This is a genomic window from Nocardia sp. NBC_01503 (genome assembly GCF_036327755.1).
GTDB lineage: Bacteria > Actinomycetota > Actinomycetes > Mycobacteriales > Mycobacteriaceae > Nocardia.
In genome coordinates, this window is the sequence record NZ_CP109596.1 from 6,792,766 (window position 1) to 6,815,050 (window position 22,285).

Sequence of the window (22,285 nt, forward strand, 5' to 3'; positions counted from 1 at the left end):
CCGTGCGGGCAGAGCCGAACGTCACCGACAACCAGGTCGAACAGCAACAATCCCACAGCGTGCGGCGGGGTCGTTTCAGGTGCGGCAGATGGGATGCCGACCTCGGCCTGGTGCGGGAGGCCGGTGCGGGGGGCGAACAATCGATTCGGCTCGGCGTTCACCGTCGCGATCTACTCGCCGAGGTTGCCGGTGGCCGGGAAGCGGGTGGCGGGCAGGGTGTTGTCGATCCAGCTGGTGATGCCGTCGGTCCAGGCGGCGATCGCGGTCCAATCACGTAGGTCGCCGAGGGGACAGCCGAAGAGTCGGACCAGCAGCCGGGTCCGCAAGTCGGGCGGACGGGCGACGACGCCGGCGAAGGCGCGGTATTCGTTGCTGTCGACCGCGGTTCGGCATTCGGTGATCTCGGGTGGAGTGATCCGCTTGAAGATCGCTCCTACCGGACCATGCAGCGCGGGGCCCATTCCGGCGCTGAACAACCAGTTCGGTTGCTGTTTCAGGGTGGCGGCATGGCGTTGGATGTAGTCGGCGAAGCCGGGCAGGAAACGGCCGTTGTGGATGGCACTGCCCAGCACCACCGCCGCGAACAGGCCGGGGTCGGGTGCGCGGTCGACGGGTTCGACACGGACGTGTAACTGCTTGTCCCGCATGCGTTGTGCCATGAACTCGGCCATCTGGGCGGTCGAACCCGCCGCGGACGCGTAGACGATGAGCACCGCATGTTCGATACGGTGGTTGTTGTCGGAGGTCATAGGGCAACCCTCCGCCGGATCCGGTCTCCTGAGCAGGGTCGTCAGTCCCATTACCGGATCGACGTTCGTCACCGGAATTGCTTGTGGGCGAGCGGGATCCAATCGAACCGCAGAAGATTTCACTCGGCCGATCGGTCCGCGCAGCTGGCGATCCAGCTCATGATCGACCCTGTGCTAGTTTCGCGAGCGTAACTCGCGCTCGATCTCCGCACCGGTCACCGGACGATGGGTGTAGATGGTGATCGCGTCGAGCAGCAACAGCACTCCCCACCCGGCGATCACCCAGCCGGGCCAGAAATACCCTAACCCGGTAACGGCCCATACGCCGACCAGGAACAGGTTGACCACCACATAGGCGATCACATCGGCCCGCAGCTTGTGCTTCCGTTCCACTCGCCTTCGCGCCCAATCTCTTTCATCGGTCGTCCAGGCCGACTCCCCGGAATCTGCGACGTGGCGTGTCCCGCGATCGACAGGATCTTTATCGAAAGTCATCACACCTACCTCGAGTTCGGTGCGAATCTCTTCTCCAGCTTGGCTTGTCGCCGCCGTGCACCCAAGGGGCGAAAGTCCCGACGGATTCCGACATGGACCCCGATTCGAATATCGCTGTGCGGGTGCATAAATGGCCCGCAGCGAATTCTCTCGTACACCCCGAGCGCACTACCGTCGTCCAGGCGACTCCAGGGTTGTTCGACCCTATCGGCCGCAGATACTCGGATCACCGTGTGTGAACCGAGTGCTGCGTATGAGCGGAACCGACACCGAATTCATCCTGCCCGACCAGCGTTCATAACGATTCCGGTTCCGACCCCTCCGGACACACCACGAAGGGCTCTCCTCGACGCCGGGGAGAGCCCTTCTCTCGTCCCGATCGCGGACTACTGGAAACCGCAGATGAAGGGGCTGCTGGAGCCCAGCACGTTGCAGAAGAGGAATTCGAACAGGTGCAGGCCCATTTCGCTGGAGCCTTGGCTGACCGAGAACCAGACGTTGCCCTCGGAGGAGCCGTTGATATCGAAGGATCCGGTGCCGTCGGCGATGGCGGGTGCCTCGGCTGCGGGTTGCAAGACCAGCGGCGCGGCGGTGGCGGTTCCGGCCGAGAGGGCGGCCAGCACGCAGCCGATCGTGGCGGCGCGGCGAATGCGGTGCGCGGCAGTGGTTTTCACGGAGTGCTCCTCGGGGTTCGCGATATCGAGGTCACTCTACGGACATCTGAAGTGTGCTGGTTTCAAAAGTGTGCCCCCAGTTCCGTGGTCGTCATGCCCGGCCGAAGGGGCTGGGGGACAGGCCGCGGTGCACCATTTCGGTGAGGGTGACGATATCGAAGACCGGGACGCCGAGATGCTGCTGTATCGCGTACCGGTACGGCACCAGGTCGGTGCATTCGATGATCAGCGCACCCATATCGGGGTGGAGCGCGGCCAGTCGGCGCACTTCGTCGAGAACCTCGCGGCCGAGGCGGTCGGCGTCGAGGGCGCTGCGGCGGCCTTCGAGGATGACTTCGCGGAATTCGGGGTGCGCGGCCATTCCGGCTACGCAGATCGGCACGGACTCACCGCCGATCGCCTCCAGATGACGACGGGTGAGGGAGTGTTCGTCGGCGACCAATAGGCCGACCTTGCGATCGGCGGCCACCATGCGGTGGACCATCGGCAATTGGATGAGGCTCGAGCTGTACAGCGGGATGCGAACGGCATCGGCCAGGCGCTGCTGGAAGATCACCAGGAAGCCGCAGGCGGCCGTAATCGCCGCCACGCCTTCGGATTCGAGTTCGCGGGCCGCGTCGATGAAGGGTTCGAGCAGCGTCGGGTCCGCCTCGGTCACCACGCGGCGCGGGGTCGCGCCGTGGACCACCTGATAGACGACCGGGAAGTCGAAGGTCGCCGGATTGCGGATGTGCCCGAGGATTTTGGTGAACGTGGTGTCGAGACACAGGACACCGATCCTGATCTCCGCTCGGTCTGCCATGTCATCGCCGTTTCAGGTGACTGCGCCGCCGAAGCGATTCGGCCGCAAGGGGATCGGGTCGGTCTGCGGCTGTTCGCCCGCGAGCAGCTGAGCGATGAGTTCGCCGCTCGCGGGCGCGAGTCCCATACCGATATGGCCGTGCCCGGCGGCGATGAGCAGATTGCCCAGATCGCCCGCGGCACCGATCAGGGGCAGGCTGTCGGGAGTGCACGGCCGCAATCCACTCCAGGTGTGCAGGGTCGGTGTCTCCTCCAGTGCGGGAAGGAATTCGCGCACGGTGCGCAGCAGCGCCCGTATTCGGCGTTCGGAGACCTCGGTGCTCATTCCGGTCATTTCAAGTTGCCCGCCGATCCGCAATCGGTCACCGAGCGGGACCATCGCCAGTTTGCCCTCGCTCAGCAGCACCGGGCGGCAGGGAGCGCTCGGTGGCATCGCCACGGTCACACTGTGGCCCTTGATCGATTGCAGCAGCAGGTCGACGCCCGCCATGTGGGCGCACGCGGCCGACCACGCGCCCGCGGCGATGACCACATTGCCGGGACGCAGCTCGCCACGAGTGGTGTTGAGGCGCACGATATTTCGCTCGCGTACTTCGAACCCGGCGACCTCGGTGTGCTCACGAATGTCCACGCCCGAATCGCTCAGGACTCGGCCGAATTCGACAATGAAATCGGGGACGTGCAGGTACGCGCCCTCGGGGTTGTACAGCGCGCCGTGGATATCGAACACCGTCTTCGGCTCGAGCTCGCCGAGTTCACCCGGGCCGAGGACGCGCAGCGGCACACCAGCGGCGACGGTGCGCTCGACCCCGCGTCTCGCATCGTCGAAACCCGCCGCGGTCTTGAAGGCCAATACGATGCCCGGTGACTCGAGGGTCGCGGCAATGCTTTCGGTAGCGCACAGCTCGAGCAGAATCTGCAGGCTGCGCCGCTTCATGCCGATCAGCGTCCGGAATCCGGCCGCAGCCGCCTCGACCGAGCAGGCGCGCCGGAAATGCTCCAGCCAGCGCGTCAGTTCCGCATCCGCTCGCGGCTCGATGTACCAGGGTGAATCCGGCTCGGTCGCACCGGGAACGGCGAGTGCGCGCATGCCGGGTTCGGCCAGGGGCGCGGCACCGTGGGTGCCGACGAATCCCGTATTGCCGTAGGAACACGACTGTGGCCCGCCGAGCGCACCGCGCTCGAGCACCGTGACCGTCGCCCCGCGCTGCCGCAACTGGTGGGCACAGCACAATCCGACGACACCGCCGCCGATGACCACCACGTCCGGGTCCGCGAGCATCGGGTCTTGCCGATCGCGCGTCATGGGTTCGGCCTAGACGGTGACGACGAAGAAGTTCGTCGGCAGATTGACCACCACCCGTTCGTAGATCTCCGCCTTCAGCGCGATGCCGGGTTCGGTGAATGTCCCCTCGGGGGGCTCGGCGAAGCGGATCACCGAACGCCCGGCATCGAAAAGCTGTGCGCCGTGCCCGAAATCGCCGACGATGGCGCTGCCGGGCTCGACCAGGCGGGTGCGGACGATGAAGACGCCGTTCTGCTCGAGATCGTCCATCAGCCGTCCGGTGCCCAGCGCCCGGTAGTAGTCGACGGGGTTGATGATCATGCCGTCCGCCGTGCCGCCCATCTGCTCGATCTCGTTGCAGGCGCGCAGGATTGCCGATGCGAACGGGCCCGGCGAGGTCATTCTTTCGATGCCGGGCAGGTGCAACAGCCCGCCCTCGCCGCTGATGATCGTGTGGTTCTCGGCGGTACAGAGCCGCACGATCAAGCGGTAGTTGATGAAGGTCTCGAAGGTGTCGGGGTCCTTCCACAGATCCGGCGGGACCTGCACCCAGGCCGTGGTGGTGAGCAGCTCCGGAATCGGCGATTTGCCGAATCGACTGGCCAGTTCGCGTCGGACCTCGGCGCCCGCGATCGGTGTGTCTCCGGCCGCGGGCGCGCTCTCATGCCAGTAGAACTGGCGCGGATCGCGGGACAGGTCAATGGTTTTGAGCATATTGCGGGCGGGATTGCGCGGTTTGCGCCGCGAGCTGGTCAGCGAATCGGTGATGGTCACGTCGTACTCGACCGCCGCGTCCAGCCCATGCTGCCCGCAGGCCTCGACGAACATCCGCCCCGGCGACAGTTCCTGTTTCCGGTCGGCGACGACCTGCGCCAGGGTCTGTTTGATGGTGTCCGACTTCAGCATGTCTCCTCCTGGGAAACGGTGTAGTGCGATGAGGATGCGCCGAGCACGCTCGAGCCGCCGTCGATCAGCTGGACGGTGCCGGTGATGTAACCGGCGCGTTCACCGGCCAAAAATGTTGCCAAGGCGGCGATTTCGTCAGGATGCGCGACCCGCCCCACGGCGGTTTCGCGGCCGACGGCGGCCAGCTGGTCCTCGACGTCGGCGGATCCCTGTGTCAGGACTCGTTCCAGCAGCGGTGTGCGGGTCGCGCTCGGTGCGAGCACATTGACGGTCACACCGTCGCGGCCGACATCCGCCGCCAGGGATTGGGCGAACCGCACGATGGCCGCCCTGGTCACCCCGGACAGGGCCAGTCCGCTGATGGGGACCAGCGCCGTCTCCGAGGCCACGAAAAGCACTCTGCCCCAATGCTTTTTCCGCAGATGGGGGAGCGCCGCCAGTGCCAGTTCGACGGCGGGCATCAATACCGTGTCGACCGCCTGCCGGTAGTCCGCCGCCGCGAAGGTCGACGCGCTCCCGGTCGGCGGAGTGCCGCCGCTGACCACGACGATATGGAGTCCGCCGAACTCCGCGGCGACCTCCTCGACCCAGCGGCGGGTCGCCGTGGCGTCGGTGATGTCCACACACGTGGCGTGAATACGGCCGCGCGCCACCGCTTTCACGACCCGCTCGGCCGCGGCGAGCCGGTCCGGGTCGCGGGCACCGATGGCGACGTGTGCGCCCTCGGCGGCGAGCTCGCGGGCAATCGCCAGTCCGATACCGCTGGATCCGCCCGCGACCAGTGCTACCTTGTCCTTCAATCCCAAATCCACTGTCGCTCACCCTCTTCCGCCGGGCTCAGCGCCGGTGAGATACCCGTAGCGCAGCGCGAGTGGCCAGGACAGCGCCGTCGCCGTTCGCCTGGCGGAATCGGGCAGGGCGCTGTGCCAGCGGTCGTCGGTCGGGCGGATCACGGTGACACCGGTGTTGAAGCGGTCCGGGTTTCCGGTGACCGTGTGATTGGCGTGCAGCTGCACCGTTCGATCGGTCATCGGGTTGGACGCCGGGTCGAGCTCGCACCATCGCAGCACCGTGTCGATCGTCGCGGCCGGTTCGGCGATGAAGTCCTCGTAGCGCAGGAACAGCGACCGCCGCGGATAGCGCCGGTTGATCGCGTGCGAGGCGAGGTTGAAGCCGGTCCAGTAGCCGGTGCTCTTCGCGGGCGACATGGCGTACACGTATTCCTTCGGCTTGCTCCATGATTGGGCCACGGCCCGTGGATCGCGCACCAGATGCAGGTAGTACGGGGTGATGCCGTCCATATGCGCCAGCAACGCTGCCTCACCGGGCATCTTCGAGGTATCGACGATCACCGGCGAATCGCCGCGCTCGGCGACGGCCCGGTAGATCCGGGACATCAGATCGGTGTGCGCGCGAACATCCTCGTTATGCGGACCGCGGGCGAGTAGCTGCCAGGTATGCCTGGTTCGGATATGGCCGAGCTGGCGGCGGATGACCGTGTCGGCGTGGGCTTCCAGCGTGGCCCCGGCGGGCCTTCCGATCGGCAGGATCGTGGACCAGAAGGGGCAGTCGACGAGCTTATGGCCGCAGCCGCACTGCTCGTTGACTCCGCGGCCCGCAGCGTTCTTCCAGAGGAAATGCAGTTCCCCGACATGGAATACGCCCGGAATCTCATTGAGGATATTGCCGAGGATGGTGCTGCCGTTGCGGCACCATCCCGTGACGCACAGGACCTTGACCGGTGCTGCGCCTGTCATTCGCTGACTCCCTTCGCAGCCGGTGGCGGCGATTGCCGAATCGTGTTGGCCATGACCGCGGCGGCGCACGCACAGCCCGCGCCGACGAGAAATACGGCGGGATAGCCCAATCCGCTCGCGATGGCCCCGGTCGCCGGACCCCAGACGAACAGGCCCAGATCCCAGAACGAGGTGTAGGCGCCCAGTGCCGCACCCTGTTTCGTGCTTTCGGTGCTGTTCATGACCATCAGCGCCAGCGAGGGGTGCAGCAGCGAGAACCCGACGCCCATGACCACGACACCGAGTACCGCCACCGGCAGGTTCGGCGACCACGCGATGATCAGCAGGCCGAGCGCCTCGCCGATCCCGGACCAGGTGCCGACGCGGCGCGGTCCGAGCTGGTCCGGCAGCTTCCCGATGACCAGCCGGGTACCGGCGTAGACCGCGCTGAAGATGCTCAATACGACTGCGCCGGAGCCGATTCCGCGCACTTGCAGGTCGCGGATGATGAACGCGGCCAGCCCGACATAGCCCGCGGCGGCCAAGGCCAGGGCCAGGCCGGGCAGCGCGGCCGGCCGCAGCATCAGACCGCGACCGCCGCCGGATCGCGCCACCCGCGGCTCCGGGGCGACAATGCTGATCAACACGAAGCCCGCCAAAGGTGTTGCCGCGCAGAGTGTCCAGACCGCGTCGATCCCGAGATGCCGTAGTGCCGCGCCGAGTGCCGTTCCCAGTGAGATGCCACCCCACATGGCGATGCCGTAGAGCCCGATCAATTGGCCGCGCCGGTTGTGCGGTGCGAGCAGGACGGTCCAGGCGGCTCCCGCGGTGAAGAGTGCGGCCTCGCCCACGCCGAGCAGCAGGCGCACCGCGATCAACCCGATCAGGCCGAGCGGCACGAAGTACAGCAGCCCGCCGAACGCGAGCGCGAGGGCGCCGAACCGCATGACCGACCGATAGCCGTGCCGGTCGGCCAGCCCGCCGAATACGGGCCGGGTGAGCAGAGCCGTCAGCGCGGTGGCCGTGACCACCAGACCGACCATGAGATCGCCCGCACCGAAGCGGTCACGGACGTGGTCCGGTAGTACCGGGATGGCCGCGGACAGGCCCAGGTAGCCGCAGAACAATCCGCCGAACACCCCGGCGATCGCGAGTCGTGGGAGCTTTCCGGTTTCCGAGGGCGCCGTCATCGGTGTCCGGCCCACGAGGAATTCGCGTCGGTCTCCGCGGCCATGACGGCGGCGACCTTGCGCACCGCGGCGATCAGATCGTCGCAGTCGGCCCGCGACAGGGTCGAGGAGAGTGGAATGTCCACCGCCGCTTGCAGATACCGGGTCGCATTCGGCAGGGATGCCTTGACCGCGGCTGTCTCCATGCCACGGAACATGAATCGCCAGTTCCAGAAGGCGCGAATATTGTGGTCGGAGTCCGATCCGAGATTGCGCGCCTCGATGCCCTCGCGGCACAGTGCCCGCGCGAACCACTGTGCCCGACCCTCGGCCACCCGGAAGATGAAGGCCTCACCGAGGTACGCGCCCGGTGCCACCGGTCGCCGGATTCGAATGCCGTCGAGATCGGCCAGTGCCGCGGCGACGTAGTCGTAGTTGTCGCGGAAGGCGGCCAGCCGCACCGGTAGTCGTCCCAGTTCGGATCGCAGCAGGGCGGCGCGGATCTCGTCCATCCGGAAGCTGAACAGCGGCAGGTCGAGATCGGTGGGGATCGGTGGGTCGCCGTCCGGAAAGTGCCGCCGCAACCGGCCCTCATAGGCGCCGGAAAGTACGGTGGCGCGGGCGAACAGGGTGCTGTCATCGGTGATGAGGAAGCCGCCCTCGCCGCTGTTGAGCGATTTGTCCGACTGTGTGCTGAACGCGCCTGCCAGTCCGAAGGTACCGAGTTTGCGCCCATCCAGCTCTGCGCCGAGTGCGGGGACCGCGTCCTCGAATACCGGCACGCCGCGCTCCTCGGCGAACCGCAGCAGCGCGCCCATATCTCCGGCGAAACCACGCATATGGACCACCACGATCGCTTTGACGCGCGGAGTCCACCGGCTGCGCAGATCGGCGACGTCCAGGTGCAGGTCCTCATCGACGTCGACCAGGAACGGGGTGCATCCGGCGAGCAGGATGGAGCTGGGTGTGGCGGCGAAAGTGAAACCGGGACAGGCGATCTGGCTTCCGGGTTCGATTCCGGAGGCCATGATCGCCAGGGCCAGGGCGGTGGTGCCGCTGGAGGTGGCCAGCGCGTGCGCGGACCCGAACCAGTCGCACAGCTCCGCCTCGAATCGCGCGCACTCGGTCTCGTGATGCGGGCGGTGGTCGTAGCGGAAGTAGAGGTGACCGCGGAGGGCGCGCAGCGCCGCTTCCTCGTCCTCGGGGTGTACGCACACCGCACCCCGGTCATAGGTCGGCCAAGGGGTATGTCGTATCGGATCGCCGCCGGACAGGGCCAGTCGCGGAGTATGAGCCGGTGGGGTGACGGGTGTTGTCGGGGGAGATGTCGAATCATCAATCACGTTGTCCGCCATCGTGTTTCATGCTTCCACCGACACCGCGCCGGCGGTTCTGACAGCTTGTCGACCGAGGTTCTCAGGACGGGGAATCTCGGTGAATGTCCAAGAACGCTACGCCGATTTTCGTCGGTTATGACCGAAATGTCGTTAAATCCCGGTCACACGTCCTGGAGTGATCGGCTACGCAACCCGTTGTGCCCCAACGGATGTCAGAAGGATGGCGCGTCGACGCGAAGACATCGACCGGTCAGGCGGGAGCGAACGATCGGATGAAACGCCCGCAAAACGGCGTCCACACACCATCTTCCCCGTGAAACCACCCTTTTCGCTGTTTCCGGGGGTGTCGGGAAACAGACGGACTAGCCTGTGCGAGAAGGTGTGTGGTCGACATGCGATGAACGGTGACAGGAATGGACGGAGACAACCCACTGAACCAGCCCCATACCTCCCGCATCTATGACTATTTTCTGGGCGGCAAGGACAACTACGAGATCGACCGGAAGGCGGCGCAGGAGATCCTGCAGGCGTGGCCGCATATCCGTCAGGCCGCCCGGATCAACCGTCAGTTCATGCACCGCAGCACCCGATTCCTGGCGGAAGCGGGGATTCGGCAATTCCTCGATATCGGTACCGGGATTCCCACCGAACCCAACCTGCACCAGGTCGCGCAGCGGACCGTACCGGATGCGCGGGTGGTGTACGTCGACAACGACCCGCTGGTGCTCGCGCATGCCCGCGCCCTGATGACCATGGGCAGCGGCGTCGGGGCGACCACCTACATCCACGGCGATGTCACCGATCCGGCGGCCATCCTGCGCGCCCCCGAACTAACCGGGCTGCTCGACCTGAACGAACCGGTCGGGTTGAGCATGATCGCCCTGCTGCACTTCGTCGAGTCCGATATCAACAAGATCGTCTCCACCTTCCTCGACGCCCTGGCCCCCGGCTCCTATCTCGTAATCTGCACCATCACAGCCGATTTCGCCCCCGAGCAGGTGGCAGCGGCCCAGGATGTCTACCGTGTCCGCAAACTCCCCGCGCAGGTCCGCACCCACGAGGAAGTCACCTCCTGGTTCGCCGACCTGGATCTGGTAGAGCCCGGTATCGTCCCGCCCCACCGCTGGGGCCTGGACCAAACCACCGAATTCTCCCCGTCTTTCGACGCGAAGGTCTCCTGCTACTGCGGCGTAGGCCGCAAACCCTGAACGACTGGCCGAATCCCAGCGCGATCCGTTCGCATTGGAGGTAACGGCGGTTCCGGTTTTCGGCGTCGCCTGCAGGTGCGACGGGTGGCGAGGGGTCGGAGGTTGTCACTACGTTGGTCCCGGCAAGCAGGTCCGGAACCAGTGGGGTGAGACATGGCTTTGTCGGTTGGTGCGTCGGCGGATGTGAATCGCGCGGTGACACCGCGGCGCGTGATTCCGATGCCGGTGGTGTGGGTGGTGACGGCGCTGGGGGTGCTGGCGGGCGGTTACTACCTACATGAGGTGCTGACCGCGCCGAGGATGATGCTGCATCTGGTCGATCTGGGCACGTATCAGATCGCGGGGCAGCGGGTGCTGGACAGTGTGTCGGTGTATGACACTCCGCTGCGGGGGAGTACCCGTGGTGTCTGGGAGTTCGTGTACACACCGTTCTCGGCGCTGCTGTTCGTGCCGTTGGCGAAGATTCACGGCCTGGCCTTCACCTGGGCGGGTGGGCTCGGCAATTTCGCCATGCTGACCGGATCGGTGTGGGCGGCGCTGGCCGTTCTCGGGTTTCGGCGGGACCGGCGACTGCTGATTCTCGGCCCGCCCATCGCGGGACTGCTGATGATGTGCGAGCCGATCCGCGAGACCATGGCGTTCGGGCAGGTAAATATGTTCCTGCTGCTGCTCGTACTGGCCGATATGGCGCTGCCGGATTCCTCCCGCTGGAAGGGCGCGCTCACCGGTGTCGCCGCCGGAATCAAACTGACGCCCGTGTTCTTCGTCCTGTATCTGCTGGTGACTCGCCGGTTCCGGGCCGCCGCGACCGCGGTCGGCGCGCTGGTGGCGACCATGGTGGTGGGTTTGGCTGTGCTGCCGAAGGATTCGTGGACGTTCTGGAGTGGCGCGTTCGCCGATCCGGCCCGGGTGGGTGTGCCGAAGAATCCGCAGAACGAATCGCTGCGCGGCATGCTGGCCCGCACCCTGGGCGACGGGTCGTGGGTCCAGTTGCTGTGGCTGGTCGGGGCTGTCGCCATCGCGGTGGCCTGCCTGCTGTTGGCGCGCCGGTTGTCCGCGACCGGGCGTGAACTTCCCGCGGTGGTGCTGTGTGGTCTGACCAGCACCGCGGTCTCGCCGTACAGCTGGATTCATCACTGGGTATGGCTGGGCGCGCTGCTGATCTACCTGGCCGATCTGGCGATCCGGCGCGGTGGCCTGCTCGCGCCCGCGGGTCTGCTGGTGGTCTGCCTGATCACCTCGGGTGGACTCTTCGAACTGGTCGGACTCCATTACGGCAGCATCTTCGACCTCCCCGAACACGGCGCGTTCGCGGTTCTGGACCATAACGCCTACCTCTGGCTCACGCTCGCACTGTTCGCCGCCGCGGCCGTATGGTTGCGACGGTCGGCGCTTCCCGCCGATACCCCGCAGAGTGTCCGCGAACCGGAGGAGATGACCAGTGCCGTATCTTCCTGATCCCGCCCGCTATGACGGGTCGATGCGCTACCGCCGCAGTGGACGTTCCGGATTGGATCTGCCGCTGCTGTCGCTCGGCTGCTGGCACAACTTCGGCGATGATCGCCCGTTCGCGAATCAGCGCGCGATCGCCTTGCGCGCCTTCGACTCCGGAATCACGCACTTCGATCTCGCCAATAACTACGGCCCGCCGTACGGTGCCGCCGAGATCAATGTCGGGCGCATCCTGCGCGAGGAGCTGGCCGCCTGTCGGGACGAGTTGATCATCTCGACCAAGGCCGGTTGGGATATGTGGCCCGGTCCGTACGGTCAGGGTGGCGGCTCACGAAAGTACCTGCTGTCCTCCCTCGATCAGTCGCTGACCCGGCTCGGACTCGACTATGTCGATATCTTCTATTCGCATCGATTCGATCCGACCACGCCGCTCGAGGAGACCGCGACAGCGCTGGATACCGCTGTGCGACAAGGCAAAGCGCTGTACGTCGGCATCTCCTCGTATACCGCACAGGACGCCACGACCATGGCCGGACTCCTGCGCGACCTCGGCACCCCGCTGCTCATCCACCAGCCGTCGTACTCGATGCTCAATCGCTGGATCGAGACGCAGGGCCTGCTCGATGCCGCGCAAGCCGAGGGTTTCGGCATCATCGGCTTCACCGCCCTGGCTCAGGGCCTGCTCACCTCGAAGTACCTCGACGGCATTCCGGCGGGATCGCGTGCCACCCAGGACAAGTCGTTCCAAACCGAATGGCTCACCGACGAGATGCGCGATCGCCTGCGCGCCCTGAACGGCATCGCCGCCGAGCGTGGGCAAACGCTCGCGCAGCTCGCACTGGCCTGGGCGCTGCGAGATCCACGCGTCACCTCGCTGGTGATCGGAGCCTCCTCGACCGAGCAGCTCGATCAGAATATCGGGGCCCTGGACAATCTGGAGTTCACCACCGACGAGTTGTCCGCCATCGACAAACTCCTCGATGACGACGGCGAGGTCGACCTCTGGCGTAGCGCCCGAGAAGGCACGCTCTGACCCCGGTCTGAGGCACGCTCGCAGGAGGAAGGAATTCCCGGGGACCTACCTCGTGCGAGCGGCAGTCTCTATGCTCGATTCATGCTGGACAGCCGACTAGATGCCTATGCCGATGACGCACTGGGACACCATGATGCGGTCGGAGCCGCGGCGGCGGTGCACGCCGGAATCACCACCCCCGCCGAGCTGGCCGCGGCCGCGGCGGCACGGGCGCAAAAGGTCGATCCGGCATTGAACGCGGTCGCCTACGCCGAGTTCGCGACACCGCGCTATGGCGAGGACGAGTCCGCGGCGCTGTACGGGGTGCCGACCTTCGTCAAGGACAACACCGATGTGCGGGGGATGCCGAGTAATCACGGCACCACGGCATTCCGGGCGCGACCCGCGCGCGGTGACGGTGTATTCACGCGGCAGTTCCGCAGCACCGGGATGACGGTGCTCGGCAAATCCCGGCTGCCGGAGTTCGGGTTCAGTCCCACAACCGAATTCATGAGTGCCGAGCCCGCGCGCAATCCGTGGAATACCGAGTATTCGGTGGGCGCCTCCTCCGGTGGCGCGGCGGCACTGGTGGCGGCGGGGGTGGTGCCGATCGCGCACGCCAATGACGGCGGGGGATCGATTCGGATTCCGGCGGCCTGTGCGGGGCTGGTCGGCTTGAAGCCGAGCCGGGGCCGGCATGTGGACGGCGAGATGGCGCGAATGATGCCGATCAATCTCGTCTCCGAGGGTGTGCTCACCCGCACGGTGCGCGATACCGCCGCGTATATCGCTGCCATGGAGGACTTCCGGCGCAATCCGGCGCTGCCGCCGATCGGCGCGGTGTTGGGTCCGGCACGGCGGAGGCTGCGGATCGGCCTGGTGACGGACACACTCGTGGGTGAGCCGGTGGATGCCGAGACCACGGCGGCGGTGGAGTACACCGCCGCGCTGCTCGAGCATGCCGGGCATAAGGTCGAACCGGTGCGGCTGCCCGTGACCAGGCAGTGGGCCGATGATTTCGTCCAACTCTGGGCGCTGCTGGCGGATCTGATCGGCACAGCGGGCAGGCTCACCTTCGATCGATCCTTCGACACCGGCGAATTCGATGGCCTCACCAAGGGATTGCGTTCACATCACCGGGCGAATCTGCATCGCACGCCCACCGCGCTGTGGCGGCTACGCGGGACCGCCGATGCGGTGGCGGGTATGTTCGCCAAGCACGAACTGATTCTCTCCCCGGTGCTCTGTCACACCACCCCCAAGCTCGGATACCTCAGCCCCACAATCGAATTCGATGAGCTGCTGACTCGGCTCATGAACTACGTCGGGTTCACCCCGATCAACAATGTGGCCGGTACACCGGCGATTTCGCTGCCGATGGGCATGTCCGGAGCGGGCATGCCCATCGGAGTGCAGCTCTCGGCCGCCTACGGGGACGAGCGCACGCTGCTCGAGTCCGCGTTCGAACTCGAAGCGGCGCACCGCTTTCCGTCGACGGCCCGGCGTCCTATCCGTTGACGAGCTGCGAGGTCGACAGCGAGAAGTCGTCGCTGTCGTCATCATTATTGCCGGTCACGCTCTGCGCCAGGCTCGCCAGAATGCCGAGAATGAGCATGACGATCAGCAGTATCTGCCCGCCCCGCGACAACAGCAGCGGCCGGGTCGGCGACTGCCGCACCGGCTGCGTCCACTGCTCGGTCGCCGGATCGGCGGGCACCCCGGTCTGATCGCCGAACACACCCTTCAGATACGCCGGTGTCAGCAGGTATGTGTAAGCCTGCGTACGCAATTCGGTGCGCATGACCGCCGTGGTCGCCTCGAAGACCGAGCGCGGCATGCGCCCGGTGATCAGCACGATCAACCAGATGATGACGGACACCACCGCCCAGCCGGTGGTCAGCCAGCTGGAGAACACCAGAATCGGGAAGGCCAGGATGAGCCGGAACAGCACCGCGAGCCGATTCAATTCGGTCGGCTGCGGAAACAGTACGCGCACAGGGTAATTCGGTGGGTTCCAGGCGAACGGCGGGTAGTCGTCGACCACCAGCATGGCGTACCCGTAGACCCGGGTGCTGTACGAGAAGTAGCCGCGCAGGAAGTCCCCGCACCACAGCGGCAGCCGCCCGGTGAACAGCGCGCCGAACCAGCCGCAGACCACCACCACGAACGCGGCGATCCCCAGGACCCACAATGCGATCAGCTGCGGTATGACCAGCAGCGCCCGCAACAGCACGGTCCACCGCCGATGTTCCTGCGGCGGATAAACATCCAATTCGACGAGCGTCTCGCCCGGTATGCCGATCGGTTGCCATTCCTGGCCACCGGACGGCCACGGTTCACCCATAGTCATACGATCACACCCGCTTTCACTCTCGATCCGGACCCGGTCGAGCCCGAATGTAGTCCGGAACGGGGGAATTGCCCGGTAACCGCGCCGCCTGTCGGCGTCGGGCACCGGATAGCCGATCACTTGCCGCTAGTACGATCCGTCGGCTGCGCCATTGGGCACCACCACCGCCCGCGCCGGCGGGGCGGCGGCCATCGGGGCGGCAGCGGCAGCGGTTTCGCGGGCGAAGAAGGCACCGATATCACCGATCGCGCTCATCATCGGTGCGGGGAACACGACGGTGGTGTTCTTGTCGACGCCGAGCTCGATGAGGGTTTGCAGATTGCGCAACTGCAGGGCGAGCGGGTGCGCCATCATGGTGTCCGAAGCATCGCCGAGCGCCGCTGCCGCCATGGATTCGCCTTCGGCCGCAATGATTTTGGCGCGCTTCTCACGTTCGGCCTCGGCCTCTTTCGCCATCGCCCGCTTCATGGTGTCGGGCAGTTGGATGTCCTTGAGTTCGACCAGGGTGACCTCAACGCCCCACTCGAGTGTGGTGGTGTCCAGCATCTGGCGGATGTCGACATTGATGGTGTCGGTCTCGGCGAGCGCCTGATCGAGCGAGTGCTGCCCGACCACCTTACGCAGCGTGGTCTGTGCGATCTGATCGATCGCGGCGTAGACGTTCTCGATCGCGACCACCGATTTCTCGGCGTCCACCACCCGGAAGTAGGCGACCGCGGAGATATCGACGCTGACGTTGTCCCGGGTGATGATGCCCTGGGACTGGATGGGCATGGTGACGATGCGCATGGACACCCGCGAGAGGCGGTCGATGATCGGAATGATGAAGTTCAAGCCGGGCTGTCTGACTCCGATGACCCGTCCGAGGCGGAAGAGCACGCCGCGCTGGTACTGATACACCACCCGAATCGACAGTGCCGCGATGAGCAGCGCGAGCGCCACGATCACGACCCCGACGGCAATCAAGGCGTTCATGGATTTCTCCTCCGGCGCGTCCGTCACAGGGCGATACCGCGCACAGCGCGCCGCATCGGCGACGATTCCGGGCCGGTCGGTTCAGCATGCGCGCGCCGCACCGGCCGAACGCAGGGCCGAACGGCATCCGAAACAGGGCATTTCGTCGATCCCGGACACGCCGATTCGGTCGGCGTTGCGCCGGGATCAGCGGTGGAACGCCGACAGGAACCGCCAGATCACCTGCGTGGCATCGAATTGGTGACTGACCTTGCCGACCAATGCGGCCGGAAGGTATTGCGGGCCGTCGGGCCAGGTGTGACCGCCGCCGGTGATCGAGTACAGCTGGACCTTGCCGCCGTTGACGCAGTCGGCGGATTCGATTGTCACCGAGGTGCCGTCATCGGTGGTCGACGGCAGCGGGGTGTCGAGCACCGGGCCGCAGCCGTCCCTGGTGCGCCACAACTGCTGGGTGGCGTCCACCGAGAGCACCGGACTGGATCCGCTGCCACCGTGATTGCCGGAGGTGACGCGCACCGGACCGCCGTCGTAGGGGACGATCGGATCGGCGGTGCCGTGAATCTCCAGGACGGGCAGGGGATGGGTTGTCGTGCACGAGGATTCGTCGGCCGCCGGGAGCGGTCCCGCGACGGGTGTGATGGCGGCGAGCTTATCGGAGAGTCGGCAGCCCAGATCCTGGGTGAACATGGCGCCGTTGGAGATTCCGGTGGCGTACACGCGATCCGCGTCGACCCCGTCCTGCGCGATGATGCGATCGATGAGCGCCGAGACGAAGCCGATATCGTCGATGCCCGCGGCTCCGGCCTTGGTGTCCGCACCGCGACCGTCGCTCCAGGACTTCTCGTAGCCGACGGGGTAGACGGCCACGAATCCCTCGGTATCGGCCAGGCGGTCGAATCCGACCGAGTTCGTCATCGTTTCCGCGGTACCGCCGCCGCCGTGGAAGATCAGTACCGCGGGTGCCCGCGCGCCCACCCCGGCGGGCCGGTGGATCAGGTATTGCCGTTGCAGCCCACCGTATTCGAACGACACGGTGACATCGTCGGTCGCTCGCGCGAAGGGATGCCCGCACCCGGCGGTCAACAGGAGGAGCGCGACCGAGACCGCGCCGGCGGCAACGCGTGCGATGGTCACCTCCCCGATATTAAGCCGATTTCACCGGCCCGGCCCGTCGGTGCGGGCGGCCGCGATATCGCCGCGGATTCGGTCGGCGATGGTCGCCTGCTCCCAGCTCGAATCGATTCGGGTTTCGGCGGTGAATTCCAGCGGCTGCCAACCGTGATACCACTGCGCGAGTGAACTGTCGGGCACCTCCGCCGCCAGCGGACGGCTCGCATGCCGCACCAGGGTCTCCTCGAAGGTGAGATCGAAGGCGTAGAACAGGCTGCGGGGCGCGGTGTCGGCCAATCGCCCCAGCATGGTGCCGTATCGGCGGGTGTCCAGGATGCCCTCGACGATCGTCACGAGACCGCGCGCCAGGGCGAATGTGGCTATGTGCTCGATCAATTCGACATTGATGCGCCCGGCCTCATCGGGTTCCCAGGTCATTTGGCGGCGTACCACATCCTGGGGGACCACCACACAGGCGCTGCGCTCCATCGAATGTTGGATGGCGGTCGCGGTGGTGGTCTTCCCGGATGCCGAATTGCCGCGCAGCACAACCAGTACGGCGCGCCCGGTATCCCGTTGTGCGGCGTTCGGCGCGCCGCGTTCCCCAGTCGTCATCGCCCCCAACCGTATCCGGTGCGGGCTCCGATACCTGATCAGGTGGCGACGGGAACTATGCGCCCGTCGCGAGTGTGGACATGGATCAGCGGATGCTCGCCCGTGCGGGTGCGGACCAGGGCGAAGGCCAGACCGTTGGGGGCGATGGGCGCGGTGTAGCTGTCGATGGTGGAGATGACGGTCAGGGTGGTGGCATCGGCGGCGGCGGTGCCCAGCACCGCGGACCAACTGGTTTCGGCGGGTTTGCCATCGGTGGCCGGATGTGCGACACGGGTGCGGCTCATCCGCAACAGCGGACGATGGTCGAGGGTGCGGGCGGGGCGTGAGCGCGAGACCGGGCGCGGGGTGCCCGAGACCATGGCCGGGGTGATCCATTCGTCGTCGCGTTGTTCGACTATGACGATGACGCGGAAGTCGCGGCTCTCCAACAGCACCGCGGCCGCGCCGTCGCCGTGCTCGATGAGTGCCACCGGCTGGAATTGCTGGTCGAGCGCCGCGAGCCGGGCGGTGGCCGCGGCGACGGCGGGATGGGAGGGTACGGAAGTCATGGGGGGCGCCCCCTTACCTCGGTTCGAACCATGAATTCTAGGCATCGCGGCGGGGCCCGGCCACTCGTACGCCTGAAGTGAAACGAACACGCAGCCGGACGGTTTCATGACGACAATGATCAGGGTCCGATCCGATCGTGGAAGGTTGCCCGATGACCGAACCCCGGGCCTGCCGGGCTCCGCGCCGCCGATACTGGCACAGCACGATTGGGTGCATGTGCTCGCGGGCTACGGCACCACCCTCGAGAACGAGATCGAGGTCTTCGCGTTCATGGCGCGCGCCAATGACGATCCGCGCGCGTTCAGCCTGCTCGCCATGGTGATCTCACTCTTCGAGACCGGATACCTGCGCGCCGGAGCGGGACTGTTCGAGGCGAACGAAGGGCACCTGCGTTCCTCGGGCATGGCGGGTCGTCTCGGTGATGCGCTGCGCCGTGGCGCGCTCACCCGGGGCAGTCACGACTTCCTCGATCTGGACCGGTTCAGCGTGGCCGATCGGCCGATCCGCGTGGTGCGCGATGAGATCGGCCTGGCGCCCAAGGCCGGGGCCGCCGTCGCCGCGGGGTCGGTCGGCCCGTGGCAGCCCGGTGGGATCACCCCGTTCCAGCTGAACTCCGCCCGCGTCGCCGCCGAATCCGAAGCGCGCCCGTACATTCCGTGGCAGCCGGATCCGGCCCGGGATTGATCAGGCCGAGCCGAGCAGGCCGAGCATTCCGGAAACCGCTGCGGGCCAGGTGAATTGCTCGGCCCTGGTGCGCGCGGCCTGACGCCGTTGCACCAGCGGGCGTGAGAGCACATCGGTGACGGCGTGCGCGAAGGCGGTCGGGTGGTCGGCCGCCACCGCACCGCAATCGGCGGTGACGATATCGGCCAGCGCCGAGGAGCGGCTGGCCACCACCGGGGTACCAGCGGCGAGGGCCTCCAGCGCGGCGAGGCCGAAGGTTTCGTGCGGACCGGGAGCCAGCGAGACGTCGGCCGTGGCGAGCAGGGTCGCCAATTCGGTTCTGTCATTGATGAATCCGGTGAAATGCACCGCCGAGAGACCGTCTCGCAACGGCGGCAGCATGCGGGCGCGGCGCTCCAATGCCTCACGGCGCGGGCCGTCACCGGCGACTATGAGCCGCGCGTCGATACCCTCGCGGCGCAGGCGGCCGACCGCTTCGATACTGCGATCCACCCGCTTCTCCACCGACAGTCGACCACAGTGCACCAGCAGCGGGTAATCGGCCGCGCCGAGATCGGTGCGCAACCGCAGATCGCACCGGGACGGGCTGAACATATCCAGATCGACCCCGAGCGGTACCAGCTCCACATTCGGCACATCGATGCGCTCGAACTCCTCGCGCGCGAATTGCGTTGTGCAGACCACGATGTCGTAGTTCTGCGCGGTCCGGCGATTGGCCATGTCGGCGGCGCGCCGGGCGGCGGGGCCGGGCAGCACCTGTCCGATCAGCCGGTCCAGCCGCTCATGGGAGATCATCACCCCGGCGATGTCCCGGCGACGCGCCCAGTTCCCGAATCCCCGCAGTGTCAACCGATCCGACACCTCGAGCACATCGGGCCGCAACCCGGCCAGCACATCGGCCACCCGTCGCGGATGTGCGGCGCGATATCCGCCCGTCCACGGAATCGCGGGCGCGGGCACGGTGATTCGCCAAACCCCCGACGGCAGCAACTCCTCGGCCCGTCGCGGACCGGGCACGATCAGCACTACTTCATGCCCCGCCGCCACATATCCGGCACCCAGATGGTGCAGTGCGGTGCGTAACCCGCCCGACCGCGGACCATAGAAGTTCGCCAGCTGCACGATGCGCACCTCGCTGATCGTGCAGGGCACCGGGTTACCGGCGGCACCCCCACGACCAACGCCGCGTGAACTCCAGCCGAAGACCCCGCGAATCCCGCTTTCCCGGCGGTTTATGCGCCCGCGTCGGCCGACTTGACCTCGACGAGAACCACATTCACCTCGCCCGCCAGCAATTCCCAGGAGTGCTCGAAGGAGTGCTCCTGCCAGACCACCGCGCCGGGATTCAGATCCACGATCGCGGTCGTGCCGTCGGCGAAGGTCACCTTCTGCCGCCCGGTGCCGAGGTTGACCACGACCATCGGACGATGCGAATGCATCGCACTCGCCCAGCCATGTGAGGCGCGCGATTGGATCACCCGCACGTGCTCATTCTCGAAAAGGATCGTGTGTGCGTCCGGATCCACGATCGTCGCGTGCTCGCGCTGTTCGGAGGAGACGGTCTGTGCCGCAAGAGAAGTGCTCATATCAAAACAGTAACCGCATTGAGTTGTTAAAAACAACCACTTTCAGTGGTGGGTTAGGATCGGTCAGAACGAAGGAGAGGTGGAGGCCGTGCCGACCAGCCGCAGTTACCGGGACTCATGCGGGATCGCTCGCGCTCTCGACGTGGTCGGGGAGCGCTGGGCGCTACTGGTCGTACGCGAACTGCTGTTCCTGCCTCGACGCTTCTCGGAGTTGCGGCACGCCCTGCCGCACGCGAGCTCGAACCTGCTCGCGGATCGACTGCGAGAACTCGAACAGCACGGGGTGATCCGTCGCGGCAAGGTGGCGAACGCGCAGGTCTACGAGCTCACCGAATGGGGTCGCAAGCTCGAGCCGATCGTGCTGGCATTGGGCGACTGGGGAATCGAGGCCCCGAGCCCGCCCGAGCCCGCCGCCCTCAGCGCGACCTCGGTGCTGATCTTCCTGCGCGGCGCGCCGCGTGATCCGGCCGCGCCGCCGATCGTGTGCCGCCTGGAACTCGACGGCTCGATCTGGACGGTCTCGACGAACTCCGGGAAGGTCGAGGTGCGCAGCGGTGAACCGGCCACCGCCGATATCTCACTGCGTACCGATCCCAAGACGCTCGGCGGACTGCTCGCCGATCCCGGCGCACTCGACTCCGCGCTCGCGGACGGCACTGTGAGCTTCGTGGGTGATCGCAAGGCCCTGGACCGGCTGCTCTTCGACCGGTGAACTGGTCTGGCCGCTTGACCTCTTCACCAGGCGCACCTAGCGTTCGGGGCATGGCAATCAGGCGGATCGATCGGCGGACGGTGCCCGATACCGTATTCGAGCAGCTCGTGGATGAGGTGCTGGACGGGGAATTGGCACCCGGGGCGGCCCTGCCCGCCGAGCGGGCGCTCGCCGAGGCGCTCGGAGTTTCGAGGCCCACGGTGCGGGAGGCTTTGCAGCGCCTGGCACATACGGGTCTGGTCGAGGTCCGGCAGGGCGGGTCGACCACGGTGCGCGATTTCCGGCGGCACGCGGGGATGGATATGCTGCCGCGGCTGCTGGTGCGCCAGGGGGAGATCGATCCGGCGGTGATCCGGTCGATTCTCGAGACCCGGCTGGTGCTGGGGCGGGAGGTCGCCGGGCTCGCCGCCGAACGAGCCGGGGCGCGACTGGCCGGGGAACTCGCCCGGTCGCTGGAAAAGCTTGCGGGGGAGCGGGATCCGATCGCACAGCAGGTGATCGCCATGGCGTTCTGGGATCACCTGGTCGATGGCGCGGACTCGATCGTCTTCCGGCTGCTCTACAACGATCTGCGGGCGGTGTACGAGCCCGCGCTGGCGGCATTGGCGGGGTTGATGGCCGCCGAGGTGGGGCAGGTCGAGCGGTATCGGGCGGTCGCGGACGCGGTTGTCGCGGGCGACGGTGCGGCGGCGCGCGCTGCGGCGGAGTCGCTGTTGTCCTTGGCCGCAAAGGAATTCGATACGGTCCTCGGGCGCGTACAGGCCGGGTGATCCCGGCCGGATCGAGCTGACCCCAAGCACCTATTGCCTAATCCTGCCGCATCGATATAGTGGTCTGACCACTTGGCCACCTGGCCAAGATCGACGATCTCCGAACAGGC

General features: G+C 66.6%; 24 protein-coding genes. 7 read left to right on the plus strand and 17 right to left on the minus strand.

Annotated features, from left to right (window positions below):
* Positions 1-170: 170 nt before the first annotated feature.
* From OHB26_RS31105 to OHB26_RS31150, 10 genes are all read right to left on the minus strand, one after another.
* Positions 171-749 carry a flavodoxin domain-containing protein gene (locus OHB26_RS31105; protein WP_330180815.1) on the minus strand — a complete coding sequence of 193 codons (579 nt, stop codon included), beginning with the start codon at positions 747-749 and terminating at the stop codon, positions 171-173.
* A 174-nt stretch (positions 750-923) separates the two neighbouring features.
* Positions 924-1,142, minus strand: a complete 219-nt coding sequence (locus OHB26_RS31110) for a 2TM domain-containing protein (RefSeq protein WP_330180816.1) — start codon at positions 1,140-1,142, stop codon at positions 924-926.
* Positions 1,143-1,630: 488 nt separating this feature from the next.
* A complete protein-coding gene (locus OHB26_RS31115; RefSeq protein WP_330180817.1) occupies positions 1,631-1,918 on the minus strand; it encodes a hypothetical protein in 288 nt (95 codons plus the stop codon).
* Positions 1,919-2,009: 91 nt separating this feature from the next.
* Entirely contained in the window at positions 2,010-2,720 is a 711-nt protein-coding gene (locus OHB26_RS31120) for an aspartate/glutamate racemase family protein (RefSeq protein ID WP_330180818.1), read from the minus strand.
* A gap of 12 nt (positions 2,721-2,732) precedes the next feature.
* Positions 2,733-4,025: an NAD(P)/FAD-dependent oxidoreductase gene (locus tag OHB26_RS31125; RefSeq protein ID WP_330180819.1), complete on the minus strand. Its 1,293-nt coding sequence runs from the start codon at positions 4,023-4,025 to the stop codon at positions 2,733-2,735.
* Between the two features lie 9 nt (positions 4,026-4,034).
* A complete protein-coding gene (locus tag OHB26_RS31130; RefSeq protein WP_330180820.1) occupies positions 4,035-4,910 on the minus strand; it encodes a family 3 encapsulin nanocompartment shell protein in 876 nt (291 codons plus the stop codon).
* Positions 4,904-5,722: an SDR family NAD(P)-dependent oxidoreductase gene (locus OHB26_RS31135; protein WP_330180821.1), complete on the minus strand. Its 819-nt coding sequence runs from the start codon at positions 5,720-5,722 to the stop codon at positions 4,904-4,906. The genes OHB26_RS31130 and OHB26_RS31135 overlap by 7 nt, the downstream gene beginning before the upstream one ends.
* Before the next feature lie 6 nt (positions 5,723-5,728).
* Positions 5,729-6,667: a sulfotransferase gene (locus tag OHB26_RS31140; RefSeq protein WP_330180822.1), complete on the minus strand. Its 939-nt coding sequence runs from the start codon at positions 6,665-6,667 to the stop codon at positions 5,729-5,731.
* On the minus strand, positions 6,664-7,836 hold the full coding sequence (locus OHB26_RS31145; protein ID WP_330180823.1) for an MFS transporter: 1,173 nt from the start codon (positions 7,834-7,836) through the stop codon (positions 6,664-6,666). The genes OHB26_RS31140 and OHB26_RS31145 overlap by 4 nt, the downstream gene beginning before the upstream one ends.
* Complete coding sequence (locus tag OHB26_RS31150) at positions 7,833-9,170, minus strand: DegT/DnrJ/EryC1/StrS family aminotransferase (protein WP_330180824.1); 1,338 nt, start codon at positions 9,168-9,170, stop codon at positions 7,833-7,835. Before OHB26_RS31150 ends, OHB26_RS31145 begins: the two co-directional genes overlap by 4 nt.
* 395 nt (positions 9,171-9,565) lie before the next feature.
* On the opposite strand from OHB26_RS31150, the gene OHB26_RS31155 reads away from it, so the two are divergent.
* From OHB26_RS31155 to OHB26_RS31170, 4 genes are all read left to right on the plus strand, one after another.
* Positions 9,566-10,360, plus strand: coding sequence for an SAM-dependent methyltransferase (locus tag OHB26_RS31155; RefSeq protein ID WP_330180825.1), 795 nt, complete (start codon positions 9,566-9,568; stop codon positions 10,358-10,360).
* A 153-nt stretch (positions 10,361-10,513) separates the two neighbouring features.
* Positions 10,514-11,818 carry a glycosyltransferase 87 family protein gene (locus OHB26_RS31160; protein ID WP_330180826.1) on the plus strand — a complete coding sequence of 435 codons (1,305 nt, stop codon included), beginning with the start codon at positions 10,514-10,516 and terminating at the stop codon, positions 11,816-11,818.
* A 22-nt stretch (positions 11,819-11,840) separates the two neighbouring features.
* Positions 11,841-12,845: an L-glyceraldehyde 3-phosphate reductase gene (gene mgrA / locus OHB26_RS31165; protein WP_330185834.1), complete on the plus strand. Its 1,005-nt coding sequence runs from the start codon at positions 11,841-11,843 to the stop codon at positions 12,843-12,845.
* 81 nt (positions 12,846-12,926) lie between these two features.
* Positions 12,927-14,342, plus strand: coding sequence for an amidase (locus OHB26_RS31170; protein ID WP_330180827.1), 1,416 nt, complete (start codon positions 12,927-12,929; stop codon positions 14,340-14,342).
* On the opposite strand, the gene OHB26_RS31175 is transcribed toward OHB26_RS31170, so the two are convergent.
* From OHB26_RS31175 to OHB26_RS31195, 5 genes are all read right to left on the minus strand, one after another.
* Complete coding sequence (locus tag OHB26_RS31175) at positions 14,332-15,168, minus strand: DUF4389 domain-containing protein (protein ID WP_330180828.1); 837 nt, start codon at positions 15,166-15,168, stop codon at positions 14,332-14,334. The genes OHB26_RS31170 and OHB26_RS31175 overlap by 11 nt on opposite strands.
* Before the next feature lie 132 nt (positions 15,169-15,300).
* Complete coding sequence (locus OHB26_RS31180) at positions 15,301-16,149, minus strand: slipin family protein (protein WP_330180829.1); 849 nt, start codon at positions 16,147-16,149, stop codon at positions 15,301-15,303.
* 186 nt (positions 16,150-16,335) lie between these two features.
* On the minus strand, positions 16,336-17,283 hold the full coding sequence (locus tag OHB26_RS31185; RefSeq protein ID WP_330180830.1) for an extracellular catalytic domain type 1 short-chain-length polyhydroxyalkanoate depolymerase: 948 nt from the start codon (positions 17,281-17,283) through the stop codon (positions 16,336-16,338).
* Between the two features lie 21 nt (positions 17,284-17,304).
* Positions 17,305-17,874 carry an AAA family ATPase gene (locus tag OHB26_RS31190; RefSeq protein WP_330180831.1) on the minus strand — a complete coding sequence of 190 codons (570 nt, stop codon included), beginning with the start codon at positions 17,872-17,874 and terminating at the stop codon, positions 17,305-17,307.
* 38 nt (positions 17,875-17,912) lie between these two features.
* Positions 17,913-18,422 (minus strand): hypothetical protein, encoded by a 510-nt coding sequence (locus OHB26_RS31195; RefSeq protein ID WP_330180832.1) that lies wholly within the window; start codon positions 18,420-18,422, stop codon positions 17,913-17,915.
* A 145-nt stretch (positions 18,423-18,567) separates the two neighbouring features.
* On the opposite strand from OHB26_RS31195, the gene OHB26_RS31200 reads away from it, so the two are divergent.
* Positions 18,568-19,107 (plus strand): hypothetical protein, encoded by a 540-nt coding sequence (locus tag OHB26_RS31200; RefSeq protein WP_330180833.1) that lies wholly within the window; start codon positions 18,568-18,570, stop codon positions 19,105-19,107.
* On the opposite strand, the gene OHB26_RS31205 is transcribed toward OHB26_RS31200, so the two are convergent.
* The gene (locus OHB26_RS31205; protein ID WP_330180834.1) at positions 19,108-20,238 is read right to left on the minus strand and encodes a glycosyltransferase; all 1,131 of its coding nucleotides are present in this window, start codon (positions 20,236-20,238) and stop codon (positions 19,108-19,110) included.
* 101 nt (positions 20,239-20,339) lie between these two features.
* A complete protein-coding gene (locus OHB26_RS31210) occupies positions 20,340-20,693 on the minus strand; it encodes a hypothetical protein (RefSeq protein ID WP_330180835.1) in 354 nt (117 codons plus the stop codon).
* A gap of 88 nt (positions 20,694-20,781) precedes the next feature.
* On the opposite strand from OHB26_RS31210, the gene OHB26_RS31215 reads away from it, so the two are divergent.
* A complete protein-coding gene (locus OHB26_RS31215) occupies positions 20,782-21,405 on the plus strand; it encodes a winged helix-turn-helix transcriptional regulator (protein WP_330180836.1) in 624 nt (207 codons plus the stop codon).
* Positions 21,406-21,455: 50 nt separating this feature from the next.
* A complete protein-coding gene (locus OHB26_RS31220) occupies positions 21,456-22,175 on the plus strand; it encodes a FadR/GntR family transcriptional regulator (RefSeq protein ID WP_330180837.1) in 720 nt (239 codons plus the stop codon).
* The last annotated feature ends 110 nt before the right edge of the window (positions 22,176-22,285 follow it).

Bases quoted from the DNA above. Each gene is read 5' to 3' on its own strand.
- OHB26_RS31145 (WP_330180823.1), bottom strand. From the start codon at position 7,836: ATGACGGCGCCCTCGGAAACCGGAAAGCTCCCACGACTCGCGATCGCC.
- OHB26_RS31155 (WP_330180825.1), top strand. From the start codon at position 9,566: ATGGACGGAGACAACCCACTGAACCAGCCCCATACCTCCCGCATCTAT.
- OHB26_RS31210 (WP_330180835.1), bottom strand. From the start codon at position 20,693: ATGAGCACTTCTCTTGCGGCACAGACCGTCTCCTCCGAACAGCGCGAG.
- OHB26_RS31120 (WP_330180818.1), bottom strand. From the start codon at position 2,720: ATGGCAGACCGAGCGGAGATCAGGATCGGTGTCCTGTGTCTCGACACC.
- OHB26_RS31125 (WP_330180819.1), bottom strand. From the start codon at position 4,025: ATGACGCGCGATCGGCAAGACCCGATGCTCGCGGACCCGGACGTGGTG.
- OHB26_RS31190 (WP_330180831.1), bottom strand. From the start codon at position 17,874: ATGACGACTGGGGAACGCGGCGCGCCGAACGCCGCACAACGGGATACC.
- OHB26_RS31180 (WP_330180829.1), bottom strand. From the start codon at position 16,149: ATGAACGCCTTGATTGCCGTCGGGGTCGTGATCGTGGCGCTCGCGCTG.
- OHB26_RS31220 (WP_330180837.1), top strand. From the start codon at position 21,456: ATGGCAATCAGGCGGATCGATCGGCGGACGGTGCCCGATACCGTATTC.
- OHB26_RS31195 (WP_330180832.1), bottom strand. From the start codon at position 18,422: ATGACTTCCGTACCCTCCCATCCCGCCGTCGCCGCGGCCACCGCCCGG.
- OHB26_RS31150 (WP_330180824.1), bottom strand. From the start codon at position 9,170: ATGGCGGACAACGTGATTGATGATTCGACATCTCCCCCGACAACACCC.
- OHB26_RS31105 (WP_330180815.1), bottom strand. From the start codon at position 749: ATGACCTCCGACAACAACCACCGTATCGAACATGCGGTGCTCATCGTC.
- OHB26_RS31175 (WP_330180828.1), bottom strand. From the start codon at position 15,168: ATGGGTGAACCGTGGCCGTCCGGTGGCCAGGAATGGCAACCGATCGGC.
- OHB26_RS31170 (WP_330180827.1), top strand. From the start codon at position 12,927: ATGCTGGACAGCCGACTAGATGCCTATGCCGATGACGCACTGGGACAC.
- OHB26_RS31140 (WP_330180822.1), bottom strand. From the start codon at position 6,667: ATGACAGGCGCAGCACCGGTCAAGGTCCTGTGCGTCACGGGATGGTGC.
- OHB26_RS31130 (WP_330180820.1), bottom strand. From the start codon at position 4,910: ATGCTGAAGTCGGACACCATCAAACAGACCCTGGCGCAGGTCGTCGCC.
- mgrA (WP_330185834.1), top strand. From the start codon at position 11,841: ATGCGCTACCGCCGCAGTGGACGTTCCGGATTGGATCTGCCGCTGCTG.
- OHB26_RS31160 (WP_330180826.1), top strand. From the start codon at position 10,514: ATGGCTTTGTCGGTTGGTGCGTCGGCGGATGTGAATCGCGCGGTGACA.